This is a genomic window from Pseudoalteromonas sp. DY56-GL22 (assembly GCF_041414715.1).
Lineage (GTDB): Bacteria > Pseudomonadota > Gammaproteobacteria > Enterobacterales > Alteromonadaceae > Pseudoalteromonas > Pseudoalteromonas simplex.
This window is the reverse complement of record NZ_JANHZR010000011.1, coordinates 22431-44284: the sequence shown is the minus strand read 5'-3', so window position 1 is coordinate 44284 and position 21854 is coordinate 22431. Positions and strand designations below refer to the sequence as shown.

General features: G+C 41.2%; 21 protein-coding genes. 15 read left to right on the top strand and 6 right to left on the bottom strand.

Annotated elements, in window-relative coordinates; all coding sequences use genetic code 11:
* The first annotated feature begins 66 nt into the window (after nt 1-66).
* The 6 genes from NO991_RS18545 to folX all read left to right on the top strand — a co-directional run bounded on the left by NO991_RS18545 (nt 67) and on the right by folX (nt 6878).
* Nucleotides 67-3432, top strand: coding sequence for an ATP-binding protein (locus NO991_RS18545; protein WP_054554642.1), 3366 nt, complete (start codon nt 67-69; stop codon nt 3430-3432).
* A gap of 14 nt (nt 3433-3446) precedes the next feature.
* Nucleotides 3447-4073 carry a YceH family protein gene (locus NO991_RS18540; protein ID WP_138598950.1) on the top strand — a complete coding sequence of 209 codons (627 nt, stop codon included), beginning with the start codon at nt 3447-3449 and terminating at the stop codon, nt 4071-4073.
* A gap of 67 nt (nt 4074-4140) precedes the next feature.
* Nucleotides 4141-4977 (top strand): ammonia-dependent NAD(+) synthetase, encoded by an 837-nt coding sequence (gene nadE, locus NO991_RS18535; RefSeq protein WP_054554640.1) that lies wholly within the window; start codon nt 4141-4143, stop codon nt 4975-4977.
* A 246-nt stretch (nt 4978-5223) separates the two neighbouring features.
* Nucleotides 5224-5943, top strand: a complete 720-nt coding sequence (gene folM / locus NO991_RS18530) for a dihydromonapterin reductase (protein ID WP_199529874.1) — start codon at nt 5224-5226, stop codon at nt 5941-5943.
* Nucleotides 5944-5961: 18 nt separating this feature from the next.
* A complete protein-coding gene (folE, locus tag NO991_RS18525; protein ID WP_054554638.1) occupies nt 5962-6516 on the top strand; it encodes a GTP cyclohydrolase I FolE in 555 nt (184 codons plus the stop codon).
* Between the two features lie 2 nt (nt 6517-6518).
* Nucleotides 6519-6878 (top strand): dihydroneopterin triphosphate 2'-epimerase, encoded by a 360-nt coding sequence (gene folX, locus NO991_RS18520; RefSeq protein ID WP_300359366.1) that lies wholly within the window; start codon nt 6519-6521, stop codon nt 6876-6878.
* On the opposite strand, the gene NO991_RS18515 is transcribed toward folX, so the two are convergent.
* Nucleotides 6875-7312 carry a YqaA family protein gene (locus NO991_RS18515; RefSeq protein ID WP_300359346.1) on the bottom strand — a complete coding sequence of 146 codons (438 nt, stop codon included), beginning with the start codon at nt 7310-7312 and terminating at the stop codon, nt 6875-6877. The genes folX and NO991_RS18515 overlap by 4 nt on opposite strands.
* Nucleotides 7313-7369: 57 nt before the next feature.
* Nucleotides 7370-7741 (bottom strand): DUF4870 domain-containing protein, encoded by a 372-nt coding sequence (locus NO991_RS18510; protein WP_054554635.1) that lies wholly within the window; start codon nt 7739-7741, stop codon nt 7370-7372.
* 205 nt (nt 7742-7946) lie between these two features.
* On the opposite strand from NO991_RS18510, the gene NO991_RS18505 reads away from it, so the two are divergent.
* From NO991_RS18505 to NO991_RS18490, 4 genes are read left to right on the top strand one after another with little or no spacing between them, the layout of a single operon-like run.
* Entirely contained in the window at nt 7947-8648 is a 702-nt protein-coding gene (locus NO991_RS18505; protein WP_300359350.1) for a spondin domain-containing protein, read from the top strand.
* Between the two features lie 9 nt (nt 8649-8657).
* Nucleotides 8658-9362 (top strand): spondin domain-containing protein, encoded by a 705-nt coding sequence (locus NO991_RS18500; RefSeq protein ID WP_194442853.1) that lies wholly within the window; start codon nt 8658-8660, stop codon nt 9360-9362.
* A gap of 58 nt (nt 9363-9420) precedes the next feature.
* Entirely contained in the window at nt 9421-10146 is a 726-nt protein-coding gene (locus tag NO991_RS18495; protein WP_138618792.1) for a response regulator transcription factor, read from the top strand.
* Entirely contained in the window at nt 10146-11621 is a 1476-nt protein-coding gene (locus NO991_RS18490; protein WP_300544447.1) for a HAMP domain-containing sensor histidine kinase, read from the top strand. The genes NO991_RS18495 and NO991_RS18490 overlap by 1 nt, the downstream gene beginning before the upstream one ends.
* Before the next feature lie 21 nt (nt 11622-11642).
* Here NO991_RS18490 and NO991_RS18485 read toward each other — a convergent pair whose 3' ends face one another.
* Nucleotides 11643-13826 (bottom strand): S9 family peptidase, encoded by a 2184-nt coding sequence (locus NO991_RS18485; protein WP_300359359.1) that lies wholly within the window; start codon nt 13824-13826, stop codon nt 11643-11645.
* Between the two features lie 130 nt (nt 13827-13956).
* Nucleotides 13957-17355, bottom strand: a complete 3399-nt coding sequence (locus NO991_RS18480; RefSeq protein ID WP_300544450.1) for a S8 family serine peptidase — start codon at nt 17353-17355, stop codon at nt 13957-13959.
* Between the two features lie 244 nt (nt 17356-17599).
* Here NO991_RS18480 and NO991_RS18475 point away from each other — a divergent pair, with 244 nt between their 5' ends.
* Together NO991_RS18475 and NO991_RS18470 are read left to right on the top strand one after the other, a co-directional pair.
* Complete coding sequence (locus NO991_RS18475) at nt 17600-18070, top strand: DUF2721 domain-containing protein (RefSeq protein ID WP_054554628.1); 471 nt, start codon at nt 17600-17602, stop codon at nt 18068-18070.
* Between the two features lie 103 nt (nt 18071-18173).
* Nucleotides 18174-18626, top strand: coding sequence for a cytochrome c (locus NO991_RS18470; protein ID WP_054554627.1), 453 nt, complete (start codon nt 18174-18176; stop codon nt 18624-18626).
* Between the two features lie 221 nt (nt 18627-18847).
* Here NO991_RS18470 and NO991_RS18465 read toward each other — a convergent pair whose 3' ends face one another.
* The gene (locus NO991_RS18465; protein ID WP_054554626.1) at nt 18848-19498 is read right to left on the bottom strand and encodes a cytochrome b/b6 domain-containing protein; all 651 of its coding nucleotides are present in this window, start codon (nt 19496-19498) and stop codon (nt 18848-18850) included.
* Nucleotides 19499-19635: 137 nt separating this feature from the next.
* Here NO991_RS18465 and NO991_RS18460 point away from each other — a divergent pair, with 137 nt between their 5' ends.
* The 3 genes from NO991_RS18460 to NO991_RS18450 all read left to right on the top strand — a co-directional run bounded on the left by NO991_RS18460 (nt 19636) and on the right by NO991_RS18450 (nt 21229).
* Nucleotides 19636-20343, top strand: coding sequence for an AzlC family ABC transporter permease (locus NO991_RS18460; protein WP_054554684.1), 708 nt, complete (start codon nt 19636-19638; stop codon nt 20341-20343).
* On the top strand, nt 20340-20639 hold the full coding sequence (locus NO991_RS18455; protein ID WP_063529256.1) for an AzlD domain-containing protein: 300 nt from the start codon (nt 20340-20342) through the stop codon (nt 20637-20639). Before NO991_RS18460 ends, NO991_RS18455 begins: the two co-directional genes overlap by 4 nt.
* Before the next feature lie 107 nt (nt 20640-20746).
* Entirely contained in the window at nt 20747-21229 is a 483-nt protein-coding gene (locus tag NO991_RS18450; protein WP_054554624.1) for a glutathione peroxidase, read from the top strand.
* A 52-nt stretch (nt 21230-21281) separates the two neighbouring features.
* On the opposite strand, the gene NO991_RS18445 is transcribed toward NO991_RS18450, so the two are convergent.
* Nucleotides 21282-21470 carry a PA3496 family putative envelope integrity protein gene (locus NO991_RS18445; RefSeq protein WP_082389337.1) on the bottom strand — a complete coding sequence of 63 codons (189 nt, stop codon included), beginning with the start codon at nt 21468-21470 and terminating at the stop codon, nt 21282-21284.
* Nucleotides 21471-21854: the final 384 nt, after the last annotated feature.

Genomic DNA, 21854 nt, shown 5'->3' with positions numbered 1-21854 from the left:
TGATGATTGTTAATTGCCTCAGAAATTGTCTATAGTAGGGAAATAGTTTAGAAATCAATCTTTCTCATGCCATTAGCAACTGAAACCGATAATAAAAAACTGCAAAAACTAAAGTTAGCCTTTTGGTTTTCACTTGCGCTAGTTATTGTAATTGGCTTAATCATCGATCAATTAAACTATAGCCGAGAAAAAGATGCGTTCCGTGCTCAGGAGATTGCGCGAGTTAGCGCTTACCGTGCAAAGTTAGAGGCGACTCTAATCTCTAATATTCAACTTGTTCGCGGCCTTGCCGTCGCAGTTGCTGCTGAGCCAAATTTAAATCAAAGCCGCTTTTCTCAAATTGCCACGCCATTATTCGAAACCTCTTCAGAATTAAGAAATATCGGCGCTGCACCAAACATGATCATTCAGATGACTTACCCACTAAAAGGAAATGAGAAATCAATTGGTCTCAATTTTCTAGAAAACGCCGCGCAGCGAGACGATGCAATTAAGGCGCGCGATGAAAACAAAATTGTCATGGCAGGTCCCTTAGAACTAGTACAAGGCGGTCAAGCCTTAATAGCTCGCATGCCTATTTTTACACCACCAGAACAGCACTTTTGGGGATTACTTTCTGTCGTACTCGATATTGATAAAGTTTATAACAATTCGGGGCTTCTAGCTTTAAATAAGCACTACGACATAGCGTTACAGGGTCGAAACGGGTTAGGTGCTGAGGGGGAATTTTTCTACGGAAATAGCGCTATTTTAAATGACACACCACTTAATTTTGGCATTAATTTCCCTGGCGGGAATTGGCGTATGTATGCTGTTCCGAAAGCAGGTTGGCATCCACCAAAATCAGCCATTTGGCCGTTACGTATCGCCATAATTATCGTATGTATATTATTTGCGGGTGCTTGTGTGTTCTTTTTAAAAATGCTCGAGCGCCAATACAAAAGCGAGCGAATGCTCGAAACAATGAGTAGCCTAGCAAAAGTAGGTGCGTGGTCATTTAATCTCGAGACCAAAGCTGTTTATTGGTCAGATATGACTAAACAAATCTTTAAGTTGCCACTCAATAAACAACCACAATGGCCAACCAATCTCGACTATTTTAAACCCGGTTACAGCCGTGACAAAATTCGCCACTTAATCGAAAAAGCGATAAAAGAAGGTGAAAGCTTTGAAACTCAAGTGCAAATAATTACTGTATCAGGCGAAGCTATCTGGGTTTTAGCGCATGGCGAATCTGAATATAAGAATGGCCGCTGTATCAAACTATTTGGGTCATTACAAAACATAGATGCTCGCAAACGCGTTGAGCTTGAAAACAATAAAATTGCCTTGCACAACGAAATACTTGCCTCATTAACTGTTCACGAAGCCGTCTTAACGGGTAATTTAAACTTATCTAAGCATGTAATTGTAAAAGCGATATGCCAAGCACTAGAGGTTGATCGAGCAAGCATTTGGTTATTTAGCGAAGACCGACAAACGCTTAACTCGTTTGCTAGTCATGATCAAAATCAATCGCGTTTTAGTCGGGCAGTGTCGTTACAGCAAATAGAACACCCTAACTATTTTGATGCCATTAACAATAACGCCGTTATAAATGCGAGTGATGCATATCACCACCCGTTTACCAAGGAGTTAGCTAGCAATTATTTTGATCGCGCTGATATTCGCTCCATGCTTACTGCAATCATTCCGACTGGAAGTAAAAGTATGGGGGTGGTGTGCGCAGAGAACAGCGCATCAAGACGACATTGGAGTAAAAACGAGGAAAGCTTTTTAATTGCAGTTGCGGCACTTATTGGTAGCTTACATGCAAGCCAACAGCGTATAGAAACTGAACATCAGCTAGTTCAAGCGAAAAATGCAGCAGAACAAGCAGTAAAAATAAAAGGTGAATTTTTAGCAAGTATGAGCCATGAAATCCGCACCCCGATGAATGGGGTTATTGGCATGCTTAATATCATTAAACAAACAAAATTAGATAAACAACAAAGCCATCATCTTGAATTGGCACAGTCATCAGCAGAGTCATTGCTGCATATTATCAATGATATTTTAGACTTTTCAAAAATTGAAGCTGGTAAGCTCGATATCGAAAACGTGAGTTTTAATATATCTAAACTTCTAGGCGATACCATTGAATCATTTGCTATAAAAGCAGAGCAAAACAATACCAAACTGTTACTAGATGCAACTCATATCAAACGTGAATTTATCATAAGCGACCCAAATCGTATTAGGCAAATCATCAATAACCTAATAGGTAATGCAGTTAAATTCACAAAAGACGGTGAGATAGTCGTGATAGCCAAACTTGAAACTGCTGATAACGAGTTATATCTGAATTGCTCTGTTGTTGATAATGGCTTAGGCATAAAACCAGAAAAACAAGCAACTCTTTTTGATTCTTTTACTCAAGCTGATGCTTCAACTACCCGGCAATATGGCGGCACAGGCCTTGGTCTTGCCATTGTTAAACAGCTTTGTACTCTAATGGGCGGCGATGTAAATGTTGTCAGTTCTTATGGAGAAGGCAGCACGTTCAATTTCTCAATTAAAGTAAAATTTGACTACCAAAAGCAGCTGCATGAGCCAAGTCACTTAATTGATAAAAAACGCATTTTAATTGCTGACAACTGCAAGCTCAGTAGCAGCATTACTAAAAAACAATTGCAATTATGGGGAGCAAAAGTTGAAGTTATTGGCAATATGCCAAGCTTAATTAACCGTGCGGCCCACTCTCAAGAGCCACCTTGCGATGCAGTTTTTATAGATTACCAACTTTATATGCAAGCAGAACAATCAGAGCAACGAGCGTTCCAAAAATATTATAATAACAATGCATGTAAATGTATTTTAATGGCACCTATGAGCCTAACTGAAGAGCAATCTAAACAAACTTTAGAAGCGCAAAGTATTATATTTAAACCTTTAACCCCTTCAGACTTATTTAACTCTTTGGCTAACGAAAAGTACATTGAACAACAACAAGTAAATAAAGAACAAAGCATCGCTAAAATTTCCATGCCAGCTTCGAGTACATCATCTCGCGTCTTATTAGTCGAAGATAATAAAGTTAACCAAGTGGTTGCTGGCGCCTTACTCAAACAAGCAGGTATTAGTTTTGACATTGCTGAAAATGGTCTTGAGGCAATAACAAAACTAGCAAATAATGAGAATGCCCCTTACGAACTAGTGCTAATGGACTGCCAAATGCCAGAAATGGACGGCTATCAAGCAACAAAGGCAATAAGATTAGGAAAAGCTGGCGAAGCACATCAGAAAGTCAATATTGTTGCACTAACTGCCAATGCAATGCAGGGTGACAAAGAACGCTGTTTAGATGCTGGCATGGATGATTATTTAACAAAACCCCTTAACTTTGACTCATTAAATAAAAAATTAGCAATTTGGCTAAGTGCAGCACATTAAAGAGAAATAAAATCATGCAATTATCATCGATACAACAACGCGTTATTGGCTGTTTACTCGAAAAGCAAAGTACAACACCCGAACATTATCCGTTATCTTTAAACTCCCTCACTAATGCATGTAATCAAAAATCTAACCGTGAACCGGTACTGTCTCTCACTGAGGCGCAAGTACAAGATACCCTAGATGAGCTTATTGCATCACGCTTAGTAACTCTTGATGAAGGGTTGTCAGGGCGGGTTAATAAATATGCTCACCGCTTTTGTAATACCGAATTTGGCAGTTTGCAATTTACTGAGCAGCAACGCGCCATTATTTGTTTACTGCTGCTACGCGGCCCACAAACACCGGGAGAGCTAAGAACGCGCAGCAACCGACTAGCTGAGTTTAGCAATGTCAATGAAGTTGAAGCCGCATTAAATACACTCATTGAGCAAGAACATGTTGCACGCTTAGCACGAGAGCCAGGCAAACGAGAGAGCCGCTATATGCACTTATTTGTTGACCCAGACAGCATCACTGAGGATATGGCTGCTAGTGAGCCGATGCAGGATAACAACAGTGAAGTGCAACAATTACTGAGCGAAATCGAAGATCTTAAGCAGCAAGTCAACGAAATAAAAGCGCATTTAGGTCTTTAATAAAAACCGCGCCCATAACATAATGTAAAAAACGCTGACAACCACAACGAAAAATAGGAGCTCTACCATGCGTGCCGACATTCTGGCGGAAATGAAAGTCCAACCAACTATTGATGTAAAAGCGGAAATTACCCGTCGCGTTAACTTTCTTAAAAGCCGACTTACTGCTGCGCACTCTCGCTCACTTGTATTAGGGATCAGTGGCGGTGTTGACTCATCAACCTGTGGCCGCTTATGCCAATTAGCGGTTGATGAATTAAACCAAGAACTCAACACCAACAAATATCAATTTATTGCAGTTCGCTTACCTTATGGTGTTCAAGCAGATGAAGATGAAGCACAAATGGCTGTTGATTTTATTAAGCCAAGCAAGCGTATGACGGTTAACATTAAAGCGGCTGTCGATGGCATGCATGAACAAGCAATGGCCGCGGTTGTTGGTGGTGGTGCTGAATTACCAGAGCAAGCTAAAATTGACTTTATCAAAGGCAATGTGAAGGCACGCCAGCGCATGGTTGCGCAGTATGAAATTGCTGGTTTCTGCCAAGGCTTAGTGGTTGGTACCGATCACAGTGCTGAAAACATCACGGGTTTTTACACCAAGTTTGGTGACGGTGCATGTGATTTAGCGCCGTTATTTGGTTTATCAAAGCGTCAAGTTCGTGCACTTGCTGAGCATTTGGGAGCACCAGCAGTACTGGTAAATAAAGCCCCAACGGCCGATTTAGAGTGTGATCGCCCAGGTCTGACTGACGAAGAAGCGCTAGGCCTCACTTACGATCAAATTGATGATTTCTTAGAAGGTAAAGACGTCAGCAATGAAGTCGAAGAAAAGCTAACAGCAATTTACTTACGTACTCAACATAAACGCCAAGCAATCCCAACCGTTTACGACGAGCTTTAAGGGTAGTTTAAACATTGCGAGGGCAATAATAATTGCCCTTTTCTACCCCTCCCGCCCCCCTTAGCAATATTCAGAACCTTCAATCACTGATTATCAGCTTCACAAAATGATCTGGAGCATCATGCCTGACGTAAAAGTTAGCAACATGATTGCAGTAAAGATGAAATAGTTCTGTAATTTGGTTTATAGTTGTTACAGTAAATACATTATATTTCAAATCAAAAATCTAAGGTTTTATATTAGCTTATGTCATCGCCCATCTTAATTACCGGCGCAGGCCAACGTATTGGACTCGCTCTGGCCGAGCACTTATTATCGAAAGGGCAAGAAATCATAGTCACTTATCGTACCCGCCATGCAGCAATTGATGTGCTTGCAGGCAAAGGCGCTATTTGTATCCATGCAGATTTTAATAGTGACCAAGCTATCGGGCACTTTATTGAAGAATTAAAAGCGCATACCAACCAGCTCAAGGCAATTATTCATAATGCATCTAGCTGGGATTGCGAAGCAAATAATCACGATTACGCTGACCTATTTGATAACATGATGCGTATTCATGCCAAAGCGCCCTATTTAATTAATTTAGCAGCCTCTGACTTGCTACTGCATTATCAACAAAACAGTGGCCAAGCCGCAGATATTATTCATTTAACTGACTATGTTGTTGAAAAAGGCAGTCCTAAGCACCTTGCTTATGCAGCAAGCAAAGCGGCGCTTGATAATTTAACCAAGTCGTTTGCCGCTAAATTTGCACCAGACATTAAAGTGAATGCTATCGCCCCTTCGTTAATTATTTTTAACGAACACGATAGCGACGAATACAAAGCTAAAACATTAAAGAAATCGCTAATGGGCATTGAGCCCGGCTGCGCCGAGATTATTAACAGCGTAGAACTATTACTAAGCAGTCACTACATTACAGGTCGTTCTATGCCTGTTGATGGTGGCAGACATTTAAAATAACGAATTACTGAGAAAGCTATGCACGATGATTTAAAAAACAGTTACCAACAAATAATTACCGCAGTAGGTGAAGATCCTGCTCGTGAAGGATTACTCGACACACCAAAGCGCGCTGCAAAAGCAATGGAGTACCTGACTAAAGGTTATCGTCAAACGTTAGACGAGATCACCAACAATGCGGTATTCACTTCAGACGCCGATGATATGGTATTAATCCAAGACATTGAGCTTTACTCTATGTGTGAACATCACTTATTACCGTTTGTTGGCCGCTGTCATATTGCTTATATTCCTAATGGCAAAGTACTTGGTTTATCTAAGTTTGCGCGAATTGTTGATATGTATGCGCGTCGTTTTCAAATTCAAGAACAATTAACTCATCAAATTGCTAAAGCGGTTGAAGAAGTAACTGGTGCGAAAGGTGTTGGCGTAATCGTTGAAGCAAAACACATGTGTATGATGATGCGCGGCGTTGAAAAACAAAATTCAAGCATGCGTACATCAGTTATGTTAGGTAACTTCAGAGCCGATCCAAAAACCCGTAACGAGTTTTTACAACTAGTTAGAGGGTAATGATGGCCAACGCAATTATTAATGTCACTAACCTCAGGCTACGAACCTTTATTGGTTTTAATCCTGAGGAACGTGAGAAAAAACAAGATGTAGTGATTAACTTAGAAATCCACTACCCTGCAGATCAAGCCTGTGAAACTGATGCGGTTGATAAAGCGCTAAACTACAAGACTATCACCAAAGAAGTGATCAGCCTTGTAGAGGAAGGCCACTTTTTGCTGTTAGAAAAATTGGTTGCTGAGATTTTATCAATTTGCCACCAGCATCAAAGTGTTCACTATGCCAAAGTGCGCGTTGATAAACCGCACGCGCTGCGCTTTGCAGATTCAGTATCACTGACTCTTGATTGGCAAAAAAGCTAGAATAAGAATTTATCAAGCCCTACTGCAAAGGCAAGCACAGCTAAATAACGTGCGCCTTTGCCTAGGGTCACGAGTAACAAAAAGATTGAAAACTTAACCCTAAAAATTCCGCCAACAACCGTTAACGGGTCGCCGACAATAGGCAGCCAAGCAAACAGCAAACTGTAAATACCGTACTTATTAAATTGCTGTTCGGCTTTGTCTATCGACTTTTGTGAAACGGGAAACCATTTACGGTCTTTAAATCGCATGACTTGCGTGCCCAGCCAATAATTAACACAGCTCCCAAGCACATTGCCCACGGTTGCACTTAACCATAATAGCCAAATTAAATAGTCACCACTGGCTATCATAGCGGTCATCACTAATTCTGAAGAGCTAGGTAATAGGGTAGCTGCAATAAATGCGCTGAAAAATAACGATAAGTAGGCCATAAACATCACATAAAAAAGCTCAGCAAATGGCTGAGCTTTTAGTATATGGCAATTAGTTTACTTTATAAATTCTATTGCCATTGGATATTTAACTTCTTTACCATCGTTGGCTTTAATCGCCGATACTACCACCATAATCAATGAGAATAGCGCAACCAATGGCAGCAAAATGACACCAACGACAACAAACATCAGCATAAAGCAGACAATGTAAGCAATCATCATGGTTAATTGAAAGTTTAATGACTTGCGACCATGCTCAGCAACGAGCGGCATTTCTTCTTTTTTTACAAGCCAAACAATCAAAGGCCCAATCACTGAGCCAAACGGAAAAAGTAAACCAGCTAAGGCACTTAAGTGACAAAACATTGCCCAAGTGCGCTGGTCTTTATCTGCCACAATTATTTCAACTTTTTGATTATCATCCATTTTAAATTCCTTGTTATGGGTCTATTTGTCTCTTTACTATAAACCTTAATAGCATTTTACCCTAGCTAAATTGATTAAATTTAAAACTCTCAACCAGCAAAAAAGGCTGTAATCAATGCTGTGATAAAAATGTGATAACTTCGTGAAGGTTTTTGGATATTGCTATTCGATACTGATTTTGAATCATCAAAAACAGGAATCTCACATGAAAGCTTTACCTTTAACTTTGTTCGCTGCATGCGCAGTAACTAGCCTTGCAAGCCAAGCAGCTGAGCTTGATATAAAACTGACTAACCTCACGCAAGGTTTACACTTTACCCCTATTCTCATTACGGCTCACAACAGTGACAGTAAGCTCTTTAGCGTTGCTATGCCTGCTTCTACAGCCCTACAGACAATGGCTGAGGGTGGTAATCTCGAGCCATTAATGAGTGAAGCCACAGCTGCAAACAGTGACATGGTTGCTAACCCAGCTGAAGGCCTATTGGCGCCAGCAAGTTCAACGATGGCGAGCTTATCTACCAGCGATGGCAATAATTACTTATCGCTCACAGCCATGCTGCTGCCTACCAATGATGGCTTTGTGGGTTTAGATAGTTGGATGATCCCAACAGAAGCTGGCACCTACACTGTTTATCTCAATGCCTATGATGCAGGCACCGAAGCTAATGATGAGCTTGTTGTTGAGGGTTCAGGCATGCCGGGCACGCCAGGTATTCCAGCCGCACCGGGTGGCAATGCAGGAATGAATGGCAGCGGCCTCACCAGCAGCGAAACAAATATGATGGTGCATATTCATCCGGGTAATTTAGGTGACGACGATTTAGAGGCAGGTATGAGTGACCTTGATAACACCGTGCACAGATGGCTAAACCCAGTTGCGTTGCTAACAGTTACGGTTAAATAGGAGGTTATCATGCGCTTTTCAAAAAGCTTAATTATCCTCGCATTAAGTGCCGGCCTTGCGGCCTGTGGGGATTCAGATAATAACGAGGTGGAAGTAACAGATCCTGTAACGCCCGCTATGAGCTATGAATTTACCGTACATGTTACAAACTTAACCAATGCCCAACCTTTATCACCGATTGCAGCCATTGCTCACACTGAGGGTATGCTTTGGCAAATAGGCGAACCAGCCTCAGCTGCCCTCGAATTAATGGCTGAAGGAGGAGATAACAGTGAATTATTAGCGGCTGATTTTAATATGAATTCAAGCTCAGCTGAAAGCCCACTTCTTCCTGGTGAGCAAGTCACTTTAATGCTGAGTACTGAGCAGCTTGATGAATTAAAAATCAGCTTAGCGACCATGTTGGTGAATACAAATGACGCGTTTACCGGTCTTAATGCTATAGACGTGTCTTCGTTAGCGGTAAATGAGTCACTGTCACGTACTAGTTTTGCCTATGATGCAGGCACCGAAGCTAACTCTGAAGCAGCTGGGACAATCCCCGGCCCTGCTGATTCTGGCGAAGGTTACAACGAAATGCGCGACGATATTGACCGTGTTGCAATGCACCCAGGTGTGGTCAGCCAAAATGATGGCCTGACAAACTCAGTGCTCACCAGTCAGCATAAGTTTGATAACCCAGTTGCTCGGTTCACCATAACGCGGACGCAATAATAATCGCACTCCTTACACCGAGGTTATAAGGATGTGCCTCTGTGATTTGGAGTGAGCAATGCGCCAAGAAAAGTTATTAATCGTCGAAGATGATAGAGCAATACGCCAACTTATCAGCACACAATTACACTGCCTAAACCTACATATTGATGAAGCTTCGAGCGCTGAAGCTGCAATAAAGAAGCTTGCCAGCTCAAGTTACGGCTTGGTGCTACTCGATATCAATCTACCACAAATGGATGGCTTGAGCTTATGCCGCAAAATTAAAGAGCACTACCCAAGCATTGCCGTTATTTTACTAACTGCACTCAGTAGCGATATGGACAGAGTGATCGGTCTGGAAATGGGCGCTGATGATTACATTTGCAAGCCGTTCTTCGCCAGAGAGTTACAAGCACGAATAAAAACACAATTACGGCATAGGTCGCAACTTATGGCAGCCCAATCACATCATGAAGATAGCGCTCAAGCAGTCATTCAACTCGGTGAACTCCATATTGAATTTGCCAGCCACCAAGCATTTTTAGCTGACCAAGCAATTAACTTAACCGCCACCGAATTCGATTTACTAGTCTATTTTGCTAAACACCCAAACCATGTTTTTAGCCGCCAACAGTTACTAGACCAAGTGTGGGGTTACCAACACAGCGGCTACGAGCATACGGTTAATTCCCATATAAACCGTTTACGCAGTAAATTTGAGCAGCATCACCCTACAACCTTTATCGAAACAGTCTGGGGCGTAGGCTATAAATTAAACCCTAGCCAATTGAGTGTAAACTAATGAAATCAATGACGCTTTATCAAAAATTGGCTTGGTCATTGGTGCTTATTTTTAGCCTGTTGTGTGCACTGGTTTTAAATTGGAGTAAGCAGCTAGAGCAAAGCTCTGTACACCATGCTCAGCAAAACTTGCACCTTCAATTAGCCGAACATTTAGTGCATGATAACCCACTGATCCAGCAAGGTGTGTATGACTATAAGGCACTAGAAAACTTATTTCACACGCTGATGATACTTGGTCCGGCTTTTGAGTTTTATTTTGTAGACCCAGAAGGTCATTTACTGACATATTCAGCCAAACCGGGGCAAGTCGTAAGGCAACAAATAAACTTAAGCCCAATACAGCAGCTACTCGACAACCCCACTGCCACGCCAATTTATGGTGACGACCCGCGTAGCAAGGATGGCGTAAAAATATTTTCGACCGCGCCAGTTTATAATCAGCAACAACTGCAAGGCTATTTGTACGTGATAATTGGCGGGCAAGCTTACGATACAACCCTTAAAAACATTAAAGCCAATGATAACCTTTGGCTTGCCGCAATGTGGTTTATAGCCGCCTTAGTTGCGCTATTTATTGCGATGTTGCTGTTATTTCGTTTTTTCACCTTACCGCTCAAAAAACTCAATAAAGAGCTTAATAAAATAGAAGCGGCTAACTACAGCCTAACCAAAATGTCATTGGACTCTAGCTACACTGCTGATGATGAAATTGGCAATTTAAGCAAAGGCGTCAATGCCATGCTCGCACGTATTGATGAGCAGTTTCAGTCATTACAGCAAGCCGATAAACAACGCCGTGAGTTACTTACGCATTTATCACATGATTTACGTACGCCGCTATCTTCACTGCACGGCTTTCTTGAGGTGATCAATAAACCGGATAGCCACTTAAACGAACCTGAGCAACGTCATTACCTCAACCTTGCAATGGATAACTGCCAGCAATTAAAACATCTGATCGAACAAATTTTTGAACTTGCTAATTTAGAGTGCGGCCAAGTAAAAATTCAATCAGAGACCTTTAATTTAGGCGAGTTGATTTATGATTGCGTGGCAAAGCTTGCACTCACAGCACAATCCGCAGGAATTTCACTCAGGGTTATCCCAGAAATTTGCGACTTTACCGTGACGACAGACATTGCAAAATTAGAGCGGGTACTAACAAACTTAATTGAGAATGCTATTCGACACACCCCAAGTGGCGGTGAAATTGCCGTCAAGGTTAGCCAACAAAGTGATCAGTTATACGTGGCAGTATCTGATACTGGGGTTGGTATTCATGAGGATGAACTCAATGCTATTTTTGAACCTCATTATCAGGCCCGTAATAGCATAAAACGAGGCTCAACAGGCTTAGGACTGGCTATTTGCAAGCAATTGCTCACCCTAATGGATAGTGAAATAAACGTCAGCAGTACCTTGGGAAAAGGCAGTGAGTTTCGTTTTAATTTAGCAATGCAGGCACCCGTTTAATCACGGATGCCTGCGTTGTTATTATTTTTCGATACCCGCTAAATCTAGCATAAATGCATAATATAAAGCGGTGTCTTGTAAGCTCTTAAAGCGCCCAGAAGCACCGCCATGACCTGCTTCCATGTCAGTTTTAAAAAGCAATAGGTTATCATCGGTTTTATATTCACGCAGCTTAGCAACCCATTTTGCTGGCTCAAAATACTGAACTTGAGAGTCATGCAAGCCGGTGGTGACTAACATATTTGGGTAAGCCTGTTTCTTAACTTGGTCGTACGGCGAATACGACAGCATATAATCGTAATAGACTTTATCGTTCGGGTTACCCCACTCGTCATACTCATTTGTTGTTAGTGGTAAGCTGTCATCTAGCATAGTCGTGACCACATCAACAAAAGGCACTGCCGCAATCACTCCTTTATAAAGTTCAGGCGCTTGATTTACAACAGCCCCCATTAGTAAGCCACCCGCACTGCCACCCATGGCAAAAACATTATCTTTATCTGCATATTTTTGAGCAGCCAATGATTTAGTCACATCAACAAAGTCATTAAAGGTGTTTTGTTTATGAAGTAACTTGCCGTCTTCGTACCAAGGACGACCCAACATCTGCGAGCCACGGATATGTGCAATTGCAAATACAAAACCACGATCGAGTAAGCTTAATCGTGAACTAGAAAAGCTTGGATCCATGGTCGCACCATACGAACCATAGCCATATTGCATAAGCGGATTAGAGCCATCTTTTTTAAACTTATCTTTTCGATAAACAAGGCTCACTGGAACATCAACACCATCTCGCGCAGTTACATATATGCGTTCAGATGTGTAATTGCTCGGGTTGAAATCACCCAATACTGTACGCTGTTTAAGCAGTGTTTTTTCGCCACTTTCGAGGTTGATATCGTAGCTACTACCTGGGGTTGTCATACTTGAATAGTAAACACGTAAATTAGGGTTATCTAACTCACTATTACCATATCTAAAAACCATATACGTTGGATCATTAAACGCAACTATTTGCTCTTGTTGGTTGCGAAGGTCACGAATAGTGATACGGGTTTGCCCCATTTCACGTTCTTCATAAACCAAGTGATTGTTAAATAACTCAATACCCTCAAACTTAACCTTATCGCGACCAGCAATAACCGTTTGCCAATTGGTTTTATCATGAGCCTTATCGCGGTGCACTTTCATCAGTTGGAAGTTAACCGCATTTAAATTGGTAACGATGTAATACCAATCACCTAATTTTTGAATATCATATTCAAGCCCAGCTTCACGTTCAATAAAACGTTTTGGCATTGCTTTGACATCATTAGCATCAATAACCGAGACACCCGAAGCACTGGTGCTGCCATGACTAATATAGATTTCTTGTTGGTCTTTACTCTTGTAGATACCGGTGTAGTAACTGGTGTTTTTCTCTTCGTAAACGAGTTCGTCGTCGGCTTGCGGGGTGCCTAGCGTATGGCGATATACTTGGTAGCCTAACAGCGTTTGTAGGTCTTTTTTGATGTAGTAAAAGGTTTTGTTGTCATTAGCCCACACGACATCACCTTCCGTGCCTTCAAGGCTCTCTGTGAGCATTTTACCTGTGGTTAAATCTTTAACTTTAATTGTGTAAATGCGACGACTAACTGTATCTTCACCGTAAGCAAGTAAATTGCCATTTGGACTCACAGCTAAACCGGTGACAGCAAAGTAATCATGATTTTTAGCAAGCTCATTTACATTTAAAATAACTTGCTTACCCTCTCCTTGACTATCTTGGCTACGCACATAAACCGGATATTCATCATCACCACGCGTTTGTGAGAAATAATAATAATCCCCTTTTTTTGTCGGTACGGTATCGTCATCCTTTTCAATACGCCCTTTAAGCTCTTCGAAAAGGGTGTTTTGTAGCGTTTGAGTATGCGCCAATCTGCTTTCAACATACGCATTTTCAGCATTTAAATGAGCAATAACAGCGGCATCTTTGCGCTCATCATCACGCATCCAGTAGTAGTTATCGATACGTGTGTCACCATGAATGGTCATTTCATGAGGTATTTTTTTAGCAACGGGAGCTGCTATTTGAATCGACTCAGTTGCACCCGATTGTTTTATTGTATCTTTTTCATTTGAGTCATCAGGAGCTTTATTACAGGCAGTTAAAATAGCTAAAGAGAGTGCCGCGAGACAAAGTGAGTGGCCAACTTTCATAGGGATCCTAAATTAATTTTTATTATTAAGTCCCTAATATAAGTAATTAACCGTGAATTTATAAGTAGCCTTTGTGAAGCAATGTAAAAAGGGAGCCGAAGCTCCCTTTTATCACTTATTTTTCAAATAATTACTTTTGCTTACGACGACGCATGAATGCGAACGGTGCAGCAAGTAATGTTAACCACGCTAGTGAACCTGAAGAAGATTTTTTCTTCGGCTCTTCAACTACAACTGGTTGCTCAGACGCTTCATCTGCTAGGTTGTTAACTGTAACAGTTACCATCGCAGACTCTGAAACATTACCTGATCTGTCAGTTGCAACAACTTCTAGTTCAATTGATGTTAAACCAGCGTCATAATCAAGTACGTCTTGATTCATAACTACAACATCACCTGAAGATGTTACTGAAATAGCTGTTGAACTTGAGCTAATTACAATGAACTCTGTAACAGGACTTGCTAAATCAGCACCATAAGTTGCTTCTAGCGTACCAATTACCGTACCGTTTTCAGTGTTTTCATCAACAGAGAACTCAGTATCAACAACAACTGGTGGAGTATTCGAGTCTGATTCAGGTGTTGCAGCATACGCTTTAGAACCCGAGTCAGAAAGAATCATGAAGTCTTCACCTGCATTGTATAAAGTAGCTGAAGCACCTGGTTCAATTGAGCTAACAGCTTCACCAGCTTCATCTACAAACATTGCATATACATCACTTGATGCATCTGTGAATGTGTAAGTACCCATTGCAACATCACCTTCTTCAGTTGCAATTGGTGTCCATGTTTCTTCTTCTGTACGGAAACGAACATCTACAGTTGCTCGACCAATGTCATCGGCTGTTAGGCCAAATGCTTCAATACAGCTTTGCATTGTGAGGTGGTTGTTACCGATAATTTGGTAATAATTATCTAAGAAACCAGAAGCACTACCATAGCCGTGAGTAAAGGTAATTGCAGTGCCCGGCTCAACATCGTAGAACCACTCTAACTTACCATTTTGTACTGTAACATCGTAAACACCATCTTGGTCCATATCGAAGTCAGCCATGAAACCACCCACGTAAGAGTGAGTAATTCCCTCGTTTAGCACTAATGTAGTAAGTGTTACATAACCGCTTTCACAAATTTCAGCTGATACAGCAAATGTTTCGATTGATGCGCCTACTAAGTCAAAACGTTGGTCTTCATCAATATCATCAGTCATTACTGTAGGAGCAAATACAGGATCAAGTGCTACCGCACCTGTGTTTGTTACTTCATGTGCAACGCCGTTATCAGTCACAACTGGCATGAAGCTCATTGCCGCATTTGCTTTTGGTAATACGTGATAAACAAGGTGGAATGCTTCATCGCTGCCATCAGAGAAAATTAGCGCACCATCAAGCTCTAGGTTAGTTAAGTCAGCCGTAGCATCTTGAGAACCAATATTTTCCTCAGTTAAAATCCACTCAGGTAAAGTTGCAGGATCAATCGTCGCTGTCACGTCAAATGACATTGTTTGACCTGCTGGCACTGTAATTGACTCTGGGTAGTCAAGTGAGAATGAACCACGCTCAACATCATCTGCATAACGCTGCTCAAGAGAAAGTGTATACACTTGATCTTCGTTAGAGAAGTTCTTAACTTGAACTGTTTTAGTAAGCTCAACGGTTTCTGATGCGTTTACTAAACCAAACGAAAGAGCAGCTTGTTTAGTATCTGCAGCCCATGCAGCAACTGGTAAGTTAGCCGCTTTGTTTACATCAACAAGACCCGCACCGATATAACTAATTGGTGCAAGCTCAGCGTCTGGGTTAATCGCTAACGGCTCCATAGTTACATTTAGGTTTGCCGTGTTCATTAACGTCGCTTTAATTTCAAACGCGTTACGCTCTGGCAGCGCTTCTTTTAATAAGCTCACCGCACCAGCAGTAATTGGGCCCGAGAATGAAGTACCTGTTGCGCCAGTAAGACCATCACCAAGACCAGGATGAGCAGTCATGATGTTTACACCTGGTGCTGTAATCTCTGGTTTTAACAGCCCGCCCATTGAAGGACCACGCGATGTGAAATCAGCAATCGCGCCAGACATAACAAGACGCTCAACTGTTAGGTTAAACGTACCGCCCGCTTTTAGAGCTGTACCAGCTGCAAACGTTACGCCTACAGAAGGGATAGTAACAGTTGGATCTGAACCGCCCATAGGTGCTGGCGTGCCATCGTCATTATTGTTTGCAATAATAACAAACTCTGCGCCTTTAGCTTGTGCTGCTAATACTTTAACTGTAAATGCACATGCACCACGGTCGATGATAACGCCTTTACCTGTAAAATCTACGTCGTCAGCAAACGCTTCACAAGCCGTTTGATTTGCATCTGGGTACACAAGTTCCAAGTTTTCATTAGTGTAGCTAAATGCCATCTGTGGACCAAAGCTGGCTGGTTGCACAATCGCTTCTTCACCATTAACTGTACCACTACCAACTGATTCTTCACCTGTAGGGTGAGTCATAGCACCTACTGAAAGAGCGTTTTCAGTTGTACTTGGACCACCAACGATGAACGGGTATGCACCGTCATTACCAGCAGAGATAACAACGTTTGTGCCAAGCTTAACCGCTTGGTTGATAAATAGGCCTACAGCATCGTTGGCAATATCACCGTAATCGCCACCAAGTGACATATTTACAACGTCAACACGGTCGCTCATATCACCGTCACCATTCGGATCCATTGCGCTTTCAAGTGCTAATAATTGCGCAAGACCTGGACAGCCACTATTACACACAGAGTAAACGAATAAATCTACGTTTGGCGCGATACCGTTAACAGAGTGAGAAACGTGTGTACCGTGGTTAGTTGTCACATCGATAGGGTCAGCATCATCATTAATAAAGTCGTAGCCGCCTAATACCTTACCTTGTGGCCAATCTACAGAAGCAGGGTCAGCAATCGCTGCAGCATATGCTTCATCTGTACCCGCACCGCCAAAAGCAGTGTGAGTGTAGTCAATACCTGTATCAAGCACAGCAACGCGAACACCTTCACCTGTTGCTAAACCATTAGAAACTAAAGGCGTTGCTTCAATATAGTCAGCGCTGTCAGCAACATGCAACTCATAATCGTATACTGGGTAAATGCCCTCAACTTGAGAATTCGATAGTAACTTAGCAACATCTTGCTTGTTACCATTCACTACGATTGAACTTACTAATGTTGATGTTTTAGCAACAACTTGTACTGGTAAATCCATGCTATTAATAGCTTGTTCTACGCTTGCTTGCGCTACTTTTGCTTGCGCTTGAATTGACGCTACATCCGCGCCCATTGTTTTAGCATTAACTGATGCTGGAGCATTTAACTTAATTAACCAGCTTGTAGCTTCGCGATGAGCTTTTTGTTCTTTTTTAGTTACCGCGCTCGATTGGATTAATTTTTTGCCGGCAAGATTATATTTAGAAAAGTCATTGGCTTGTGCACTAGCGCACATTGCACTGGTTACAGCCAAAGCAACTGCAGTTCTTTTTATTAGATTTTTAGACATGGGTTCCCCTGGGATATGTTATGTTATCGTCTAAATAGTGATTGAAACAAAGTTTCAGAACCAATATAAAACGGAAACCCTAGCAAGAACAACATTTCTGTTACATAAGAATTACATTCAGCTAAAACAAAGAACGCCAAGTTTAAGTAACGCATTGTTTTAAAATGATTTAAAGATGCAAGCTAGAGTTGTAAACGTTTGTAAATGAACAGTGTGTTGAGTTTTAGTAAATAGAGTATTGAAAATGAATTCAGAAGTTATCAACATTCTTACCATGGCAAAGGTGATTCAAACGGCTGTTGCACCCGTCTTTTTAATTACCGGTATTGCAGCAACGTTAGGCGTGCTTTCCAACCGCTTGGCGCGTATTACCGATCGAGCGCGGCAGTTAGAACGCAAGCTTAAAGTCAGTACGGATGAAGACTTCAATAAGTCATTAACAACGGAGCTAAGGGCACTGTTGAAACGCTCTCGCTGCATCCATATTGCATTTAGTCTAAGTGTACTCAGTGCTTTATTAGTATGTGCTGTGGTTATGTGTCTATTTTTATCGCATATTCAATCTATCAACTTGAGCGTGACAATTGCTAGCTGCTTTGTGGCTGCTATGGCGCTTTTGATATGTGGATTTTTATCTTTACTATGCGAGGTTTTCTTAGCAACAAGAAGCATGCGCCGCGGCATGATCTTCGCTGATATTGATATAAATGATTAAATTAAACTTAAGTTAAGATTAACCGCAATACACTTGAATATTATATTGAGCTAAGATAAAACTCAGTTAGTTTACTTTTATGACATCTTAAGGGGCAAAAGGAATGAAATTAAAACAATTAGTAGTGGGTGCAATGCTTTCAACAATGGCACTAGGCGCTTCAGCAAATTCTGTATTTGAAGAGCCAAGCGATGCAATCGAGTATCGTCAGGCAGCATTTTCAATGATCCGCGTACAAATTGGTGACATGGGCGATATGCTAAAAGGGAAAGTACCTTTTGATGCAGAACGTTTTCAAAAGCGTGCTAACAATGCAGCGGCATTATCTAAAATGCCTTGGGAAGCTTTCGTAGCGGGTTCTGATAAGGGTGATACATCTGCGCTTGCAGCTGTATGGAGCGACAACGAAACCTTTATGAAAAAAGCAGTTGCTTTCCAACAATATGCTGATGAGCTAGCAGTTGCAGCGCAAAGTGGCGATAAGAAAGTAATCGGCAAAGCATTTGGCGCTTGGGCTAAAGGCTGTAAAGATTGCCATAAGTCTTTCAAAGACTAGTTAAAAATTTAAACTAAAAAGGCGCTTATTAGCGCCTTTTTTAATGTCTTATACCAATTCGCTTAATTAAGTGGTCTATTTTGAGGCAATAGAACCTCGTTGATAGCAAGGCAAAAATTTCGTTATTTAGTTTGTTCTAAATCAGAAATTTTTAACGCAGGTAGCGACAGGTTTTATCCCTCAAAATGATTAAGTATTATTGCGGATTGGTATTAGATTACCTAGCCAAGCAAATAGCTGAGCGGCTCAGCACCCCAAGTCGTAAATAGCACCACTAAGCACACTGCAAAAATAACAAAAGCTATCAACGGTGATTTAGTAACAGGCTCAGTAACCGCAACTTGCTCACTATTACCCGTTAGCATAGGTTTCACTAAGTTTTTTCCCTTAATGCGGTAAATCACAATCGCTAATACATGCAACACAATGGCATACAACAAGATGTCAAAGTTTAAATGATGGAGCCAACCGGCAAACTCTACGGTATCTGAGGATACATGCGCCACCAGCGGGCCATCCGTTAAAATATCGTCACTGGTCATTAAGCCAGAGGTTAACTGTACGATGAGTAGCGCAAAAAAGGCTATCACCATATAACTACCCGCCGCGCCATGACCCGCTTTATGTTCATTGCTTGTAAATGACTTAATTGCAGCAACAGGAGAGTGAATAAGTGCAGAGAGCTTTGCCGTTTTACTACCAATAATGCCCCAAACAAGACGTGTAATAATAAGCGCTAGAGTGAAGTAGCCTGCAGTAAAATGCAGCTCCAACATACCTTCTTCAGCACTAAAATAGAGGGTTGCGATGGCGGCAACTAATAACCAATGGAAGCTTCTTATAAAGCCATCCCATACTTTAACTTTTGACATTGTAACTTTCCCTTTAAAAGATGCTAATGATTTCAGCAACAGGCTCGGCTATACATTATTGCAAACTTCAGTTATTTTGACACACCTCTATTTCAGCTGTTTTGATCTGAGCCATAACAACAAACATGAGCGATAAGATGCATAAATCAACAATAAGAGCCTTACTAAAAGGTTTTTTCGACATGCTCCCCTTATGCCTTGCGGTGTTACCTTGGGGAATTTTATGTGGCTCGTTAGCAGTTCAAAATGGCTTCAGTGCCCTAGAAACACAAGCTATGTCGTTGTTGGTATTTGCAGGTTCAGCACAGCTCGTTGCGATTGAATTAATGGCCGGCAATACGCCGCTTTTAACTATTTTATTTACCACACTCATTATTAGCTCACGGCACTTTTTATATGGTTTAGCTATTCGCCACAAAGTCATAGATCAACCCTTTCGTTGGCGACTGCCAGTGAGTTTTGTACTAACCGATGAATTATTTGCTTTTTCGCACCATCGCAAAGCGTACCGAACGAAAGTACGCCTTATTTATGCACTCAGTGCCGGTTTTAGTTTTTATATTGCATGGAATATCTGGACCTTGCTAGGTATTGTCGCAGGAAGCCTCCTTCCCGATTTAACACACCTAGGTCTTGATTTTGCCATCGCTGCCACGTTTATTGCTTTAGTTATTCCGGGTGTAAAGAACTTTGCAACACTGGCTACTGTGATCACCGCAGGCGTTGTTGCAACGCTATTAAAAAGTCAGGGCTTTCAACTTTGGCTTGTCACCGCGGCTCTTATCGCTATGACAGTGGGTTATCTAATTAGTCGCTGGCAAGCAAAAGAGGAGCATACACAATGATGATCACCATTTTATTAATGGCGTGTATCACCTTCTTCACACGTTACTTATTTTTACACCGCGCATTACCATTTAAAGTTGGCCCGAAAATGCAGCAATTTTTAAGTTTTAGCGCCCCTGCCGTACTCACCGCAATTTGGGTGCCCATTGTGTTTATTAATGACGAAGGGATAAATCTAGATTGGCAAAATCCTTACCTAAGTGCTGCTGTTGTGTCTGTTATCGTGGCCTATAAAACACATAACATATACTATACAACACTGGCAGGAATGGGATTATTTATAATTTTAAGTTAGCTGCGATGCTTATCCCCAAGTAAGAAAAGCCGCTGATTAAAATTTACCCTTTTAGAAAAATGCCAAGCAAGTTAGAATCAATGCAACAATAATAAAAAGTTATCACTATGAGCGAATTTCACCAACTCTCAGCTACCAGCCTACAAGGCCAATCCGTTGACTTTTCTGATTTTGAAAACAAGGTCGTACTTGTTGTAAACACTGCAAGTAAATGTGGCTTCACTCCACAATATGAAGGCTTACAAGCACTGCATGAAAAGTATCATGAGCAAGGCTTAGTAATAATTGGTTTTCCTTGTAACCAATTTGGTAAACAAGAGCCTGGGGACGCGAAGGAAATTAAAGAAGGCTGCCTCATTAACTACGGCGTTAGCTTTTTAATGATGAGCAAAGTCGATGTGAATGGCGAACATGCTCACCCTGTTTTTAGATACCTAAAATCAGAGTTACCGGGGTTTATCACCCGCAAAATAAAATGGAACTTCACCAAATTTTTAATTGGTAAAGATGGCAAAGCAATTAAGCGATATGCGCCACTCACAAAGCCTGAACAGCTCGAATCAGACATCGCAGCTGCACTGGGCAAATAACAAAGTCTAAAAGCAATAAAGAGGCAAATTGCCTCTTTATCTAAATTTATGCTTAGTCGTTCAAGTACTCGTCAAAGTCGTCATCGCCTAAGTTTCTACGCAAGCGTTTTTGTTCAAGATAGTCTTCCAACTTCTTCTTAACGCGTTGCTTTTTCTTGTCGTGTTGATTACGCCCGACCATTTCGTACTCGTCTTCAACAAAATCGTCATCTAGCGCGTCATAACTAAATGTCTTACCCACAACCCACTCCATAAAGTGTTTGAGACCAATTCTTGAGATTAAAATTTGCTCGATGAATTGGCAAAGATTAAAAAGCTCAGTAGTAATTTAGTATCTAAAAAACCACCAAAATAAAGCCATACACCCATGCTAAATAGGTCATATGTCAATATTGTGAATAAATAGCGCTAAATTTGATTTCTGAAAAGTGAGAGTTTTTTATCGTTTCGATAAGAGTCATTTATGCATGTGTATTTTTTAGTTAATTTGACTAAAAAGTGGTTAAAAAATTATTGACCGCAATTTTCAAAAAATCATAAAAACACATCAAACCATTGAATTAATTGAACTTATAAATTATGGCATTCAATTTGATTATGTATTTGTGTCATTTCAAACAGGAAA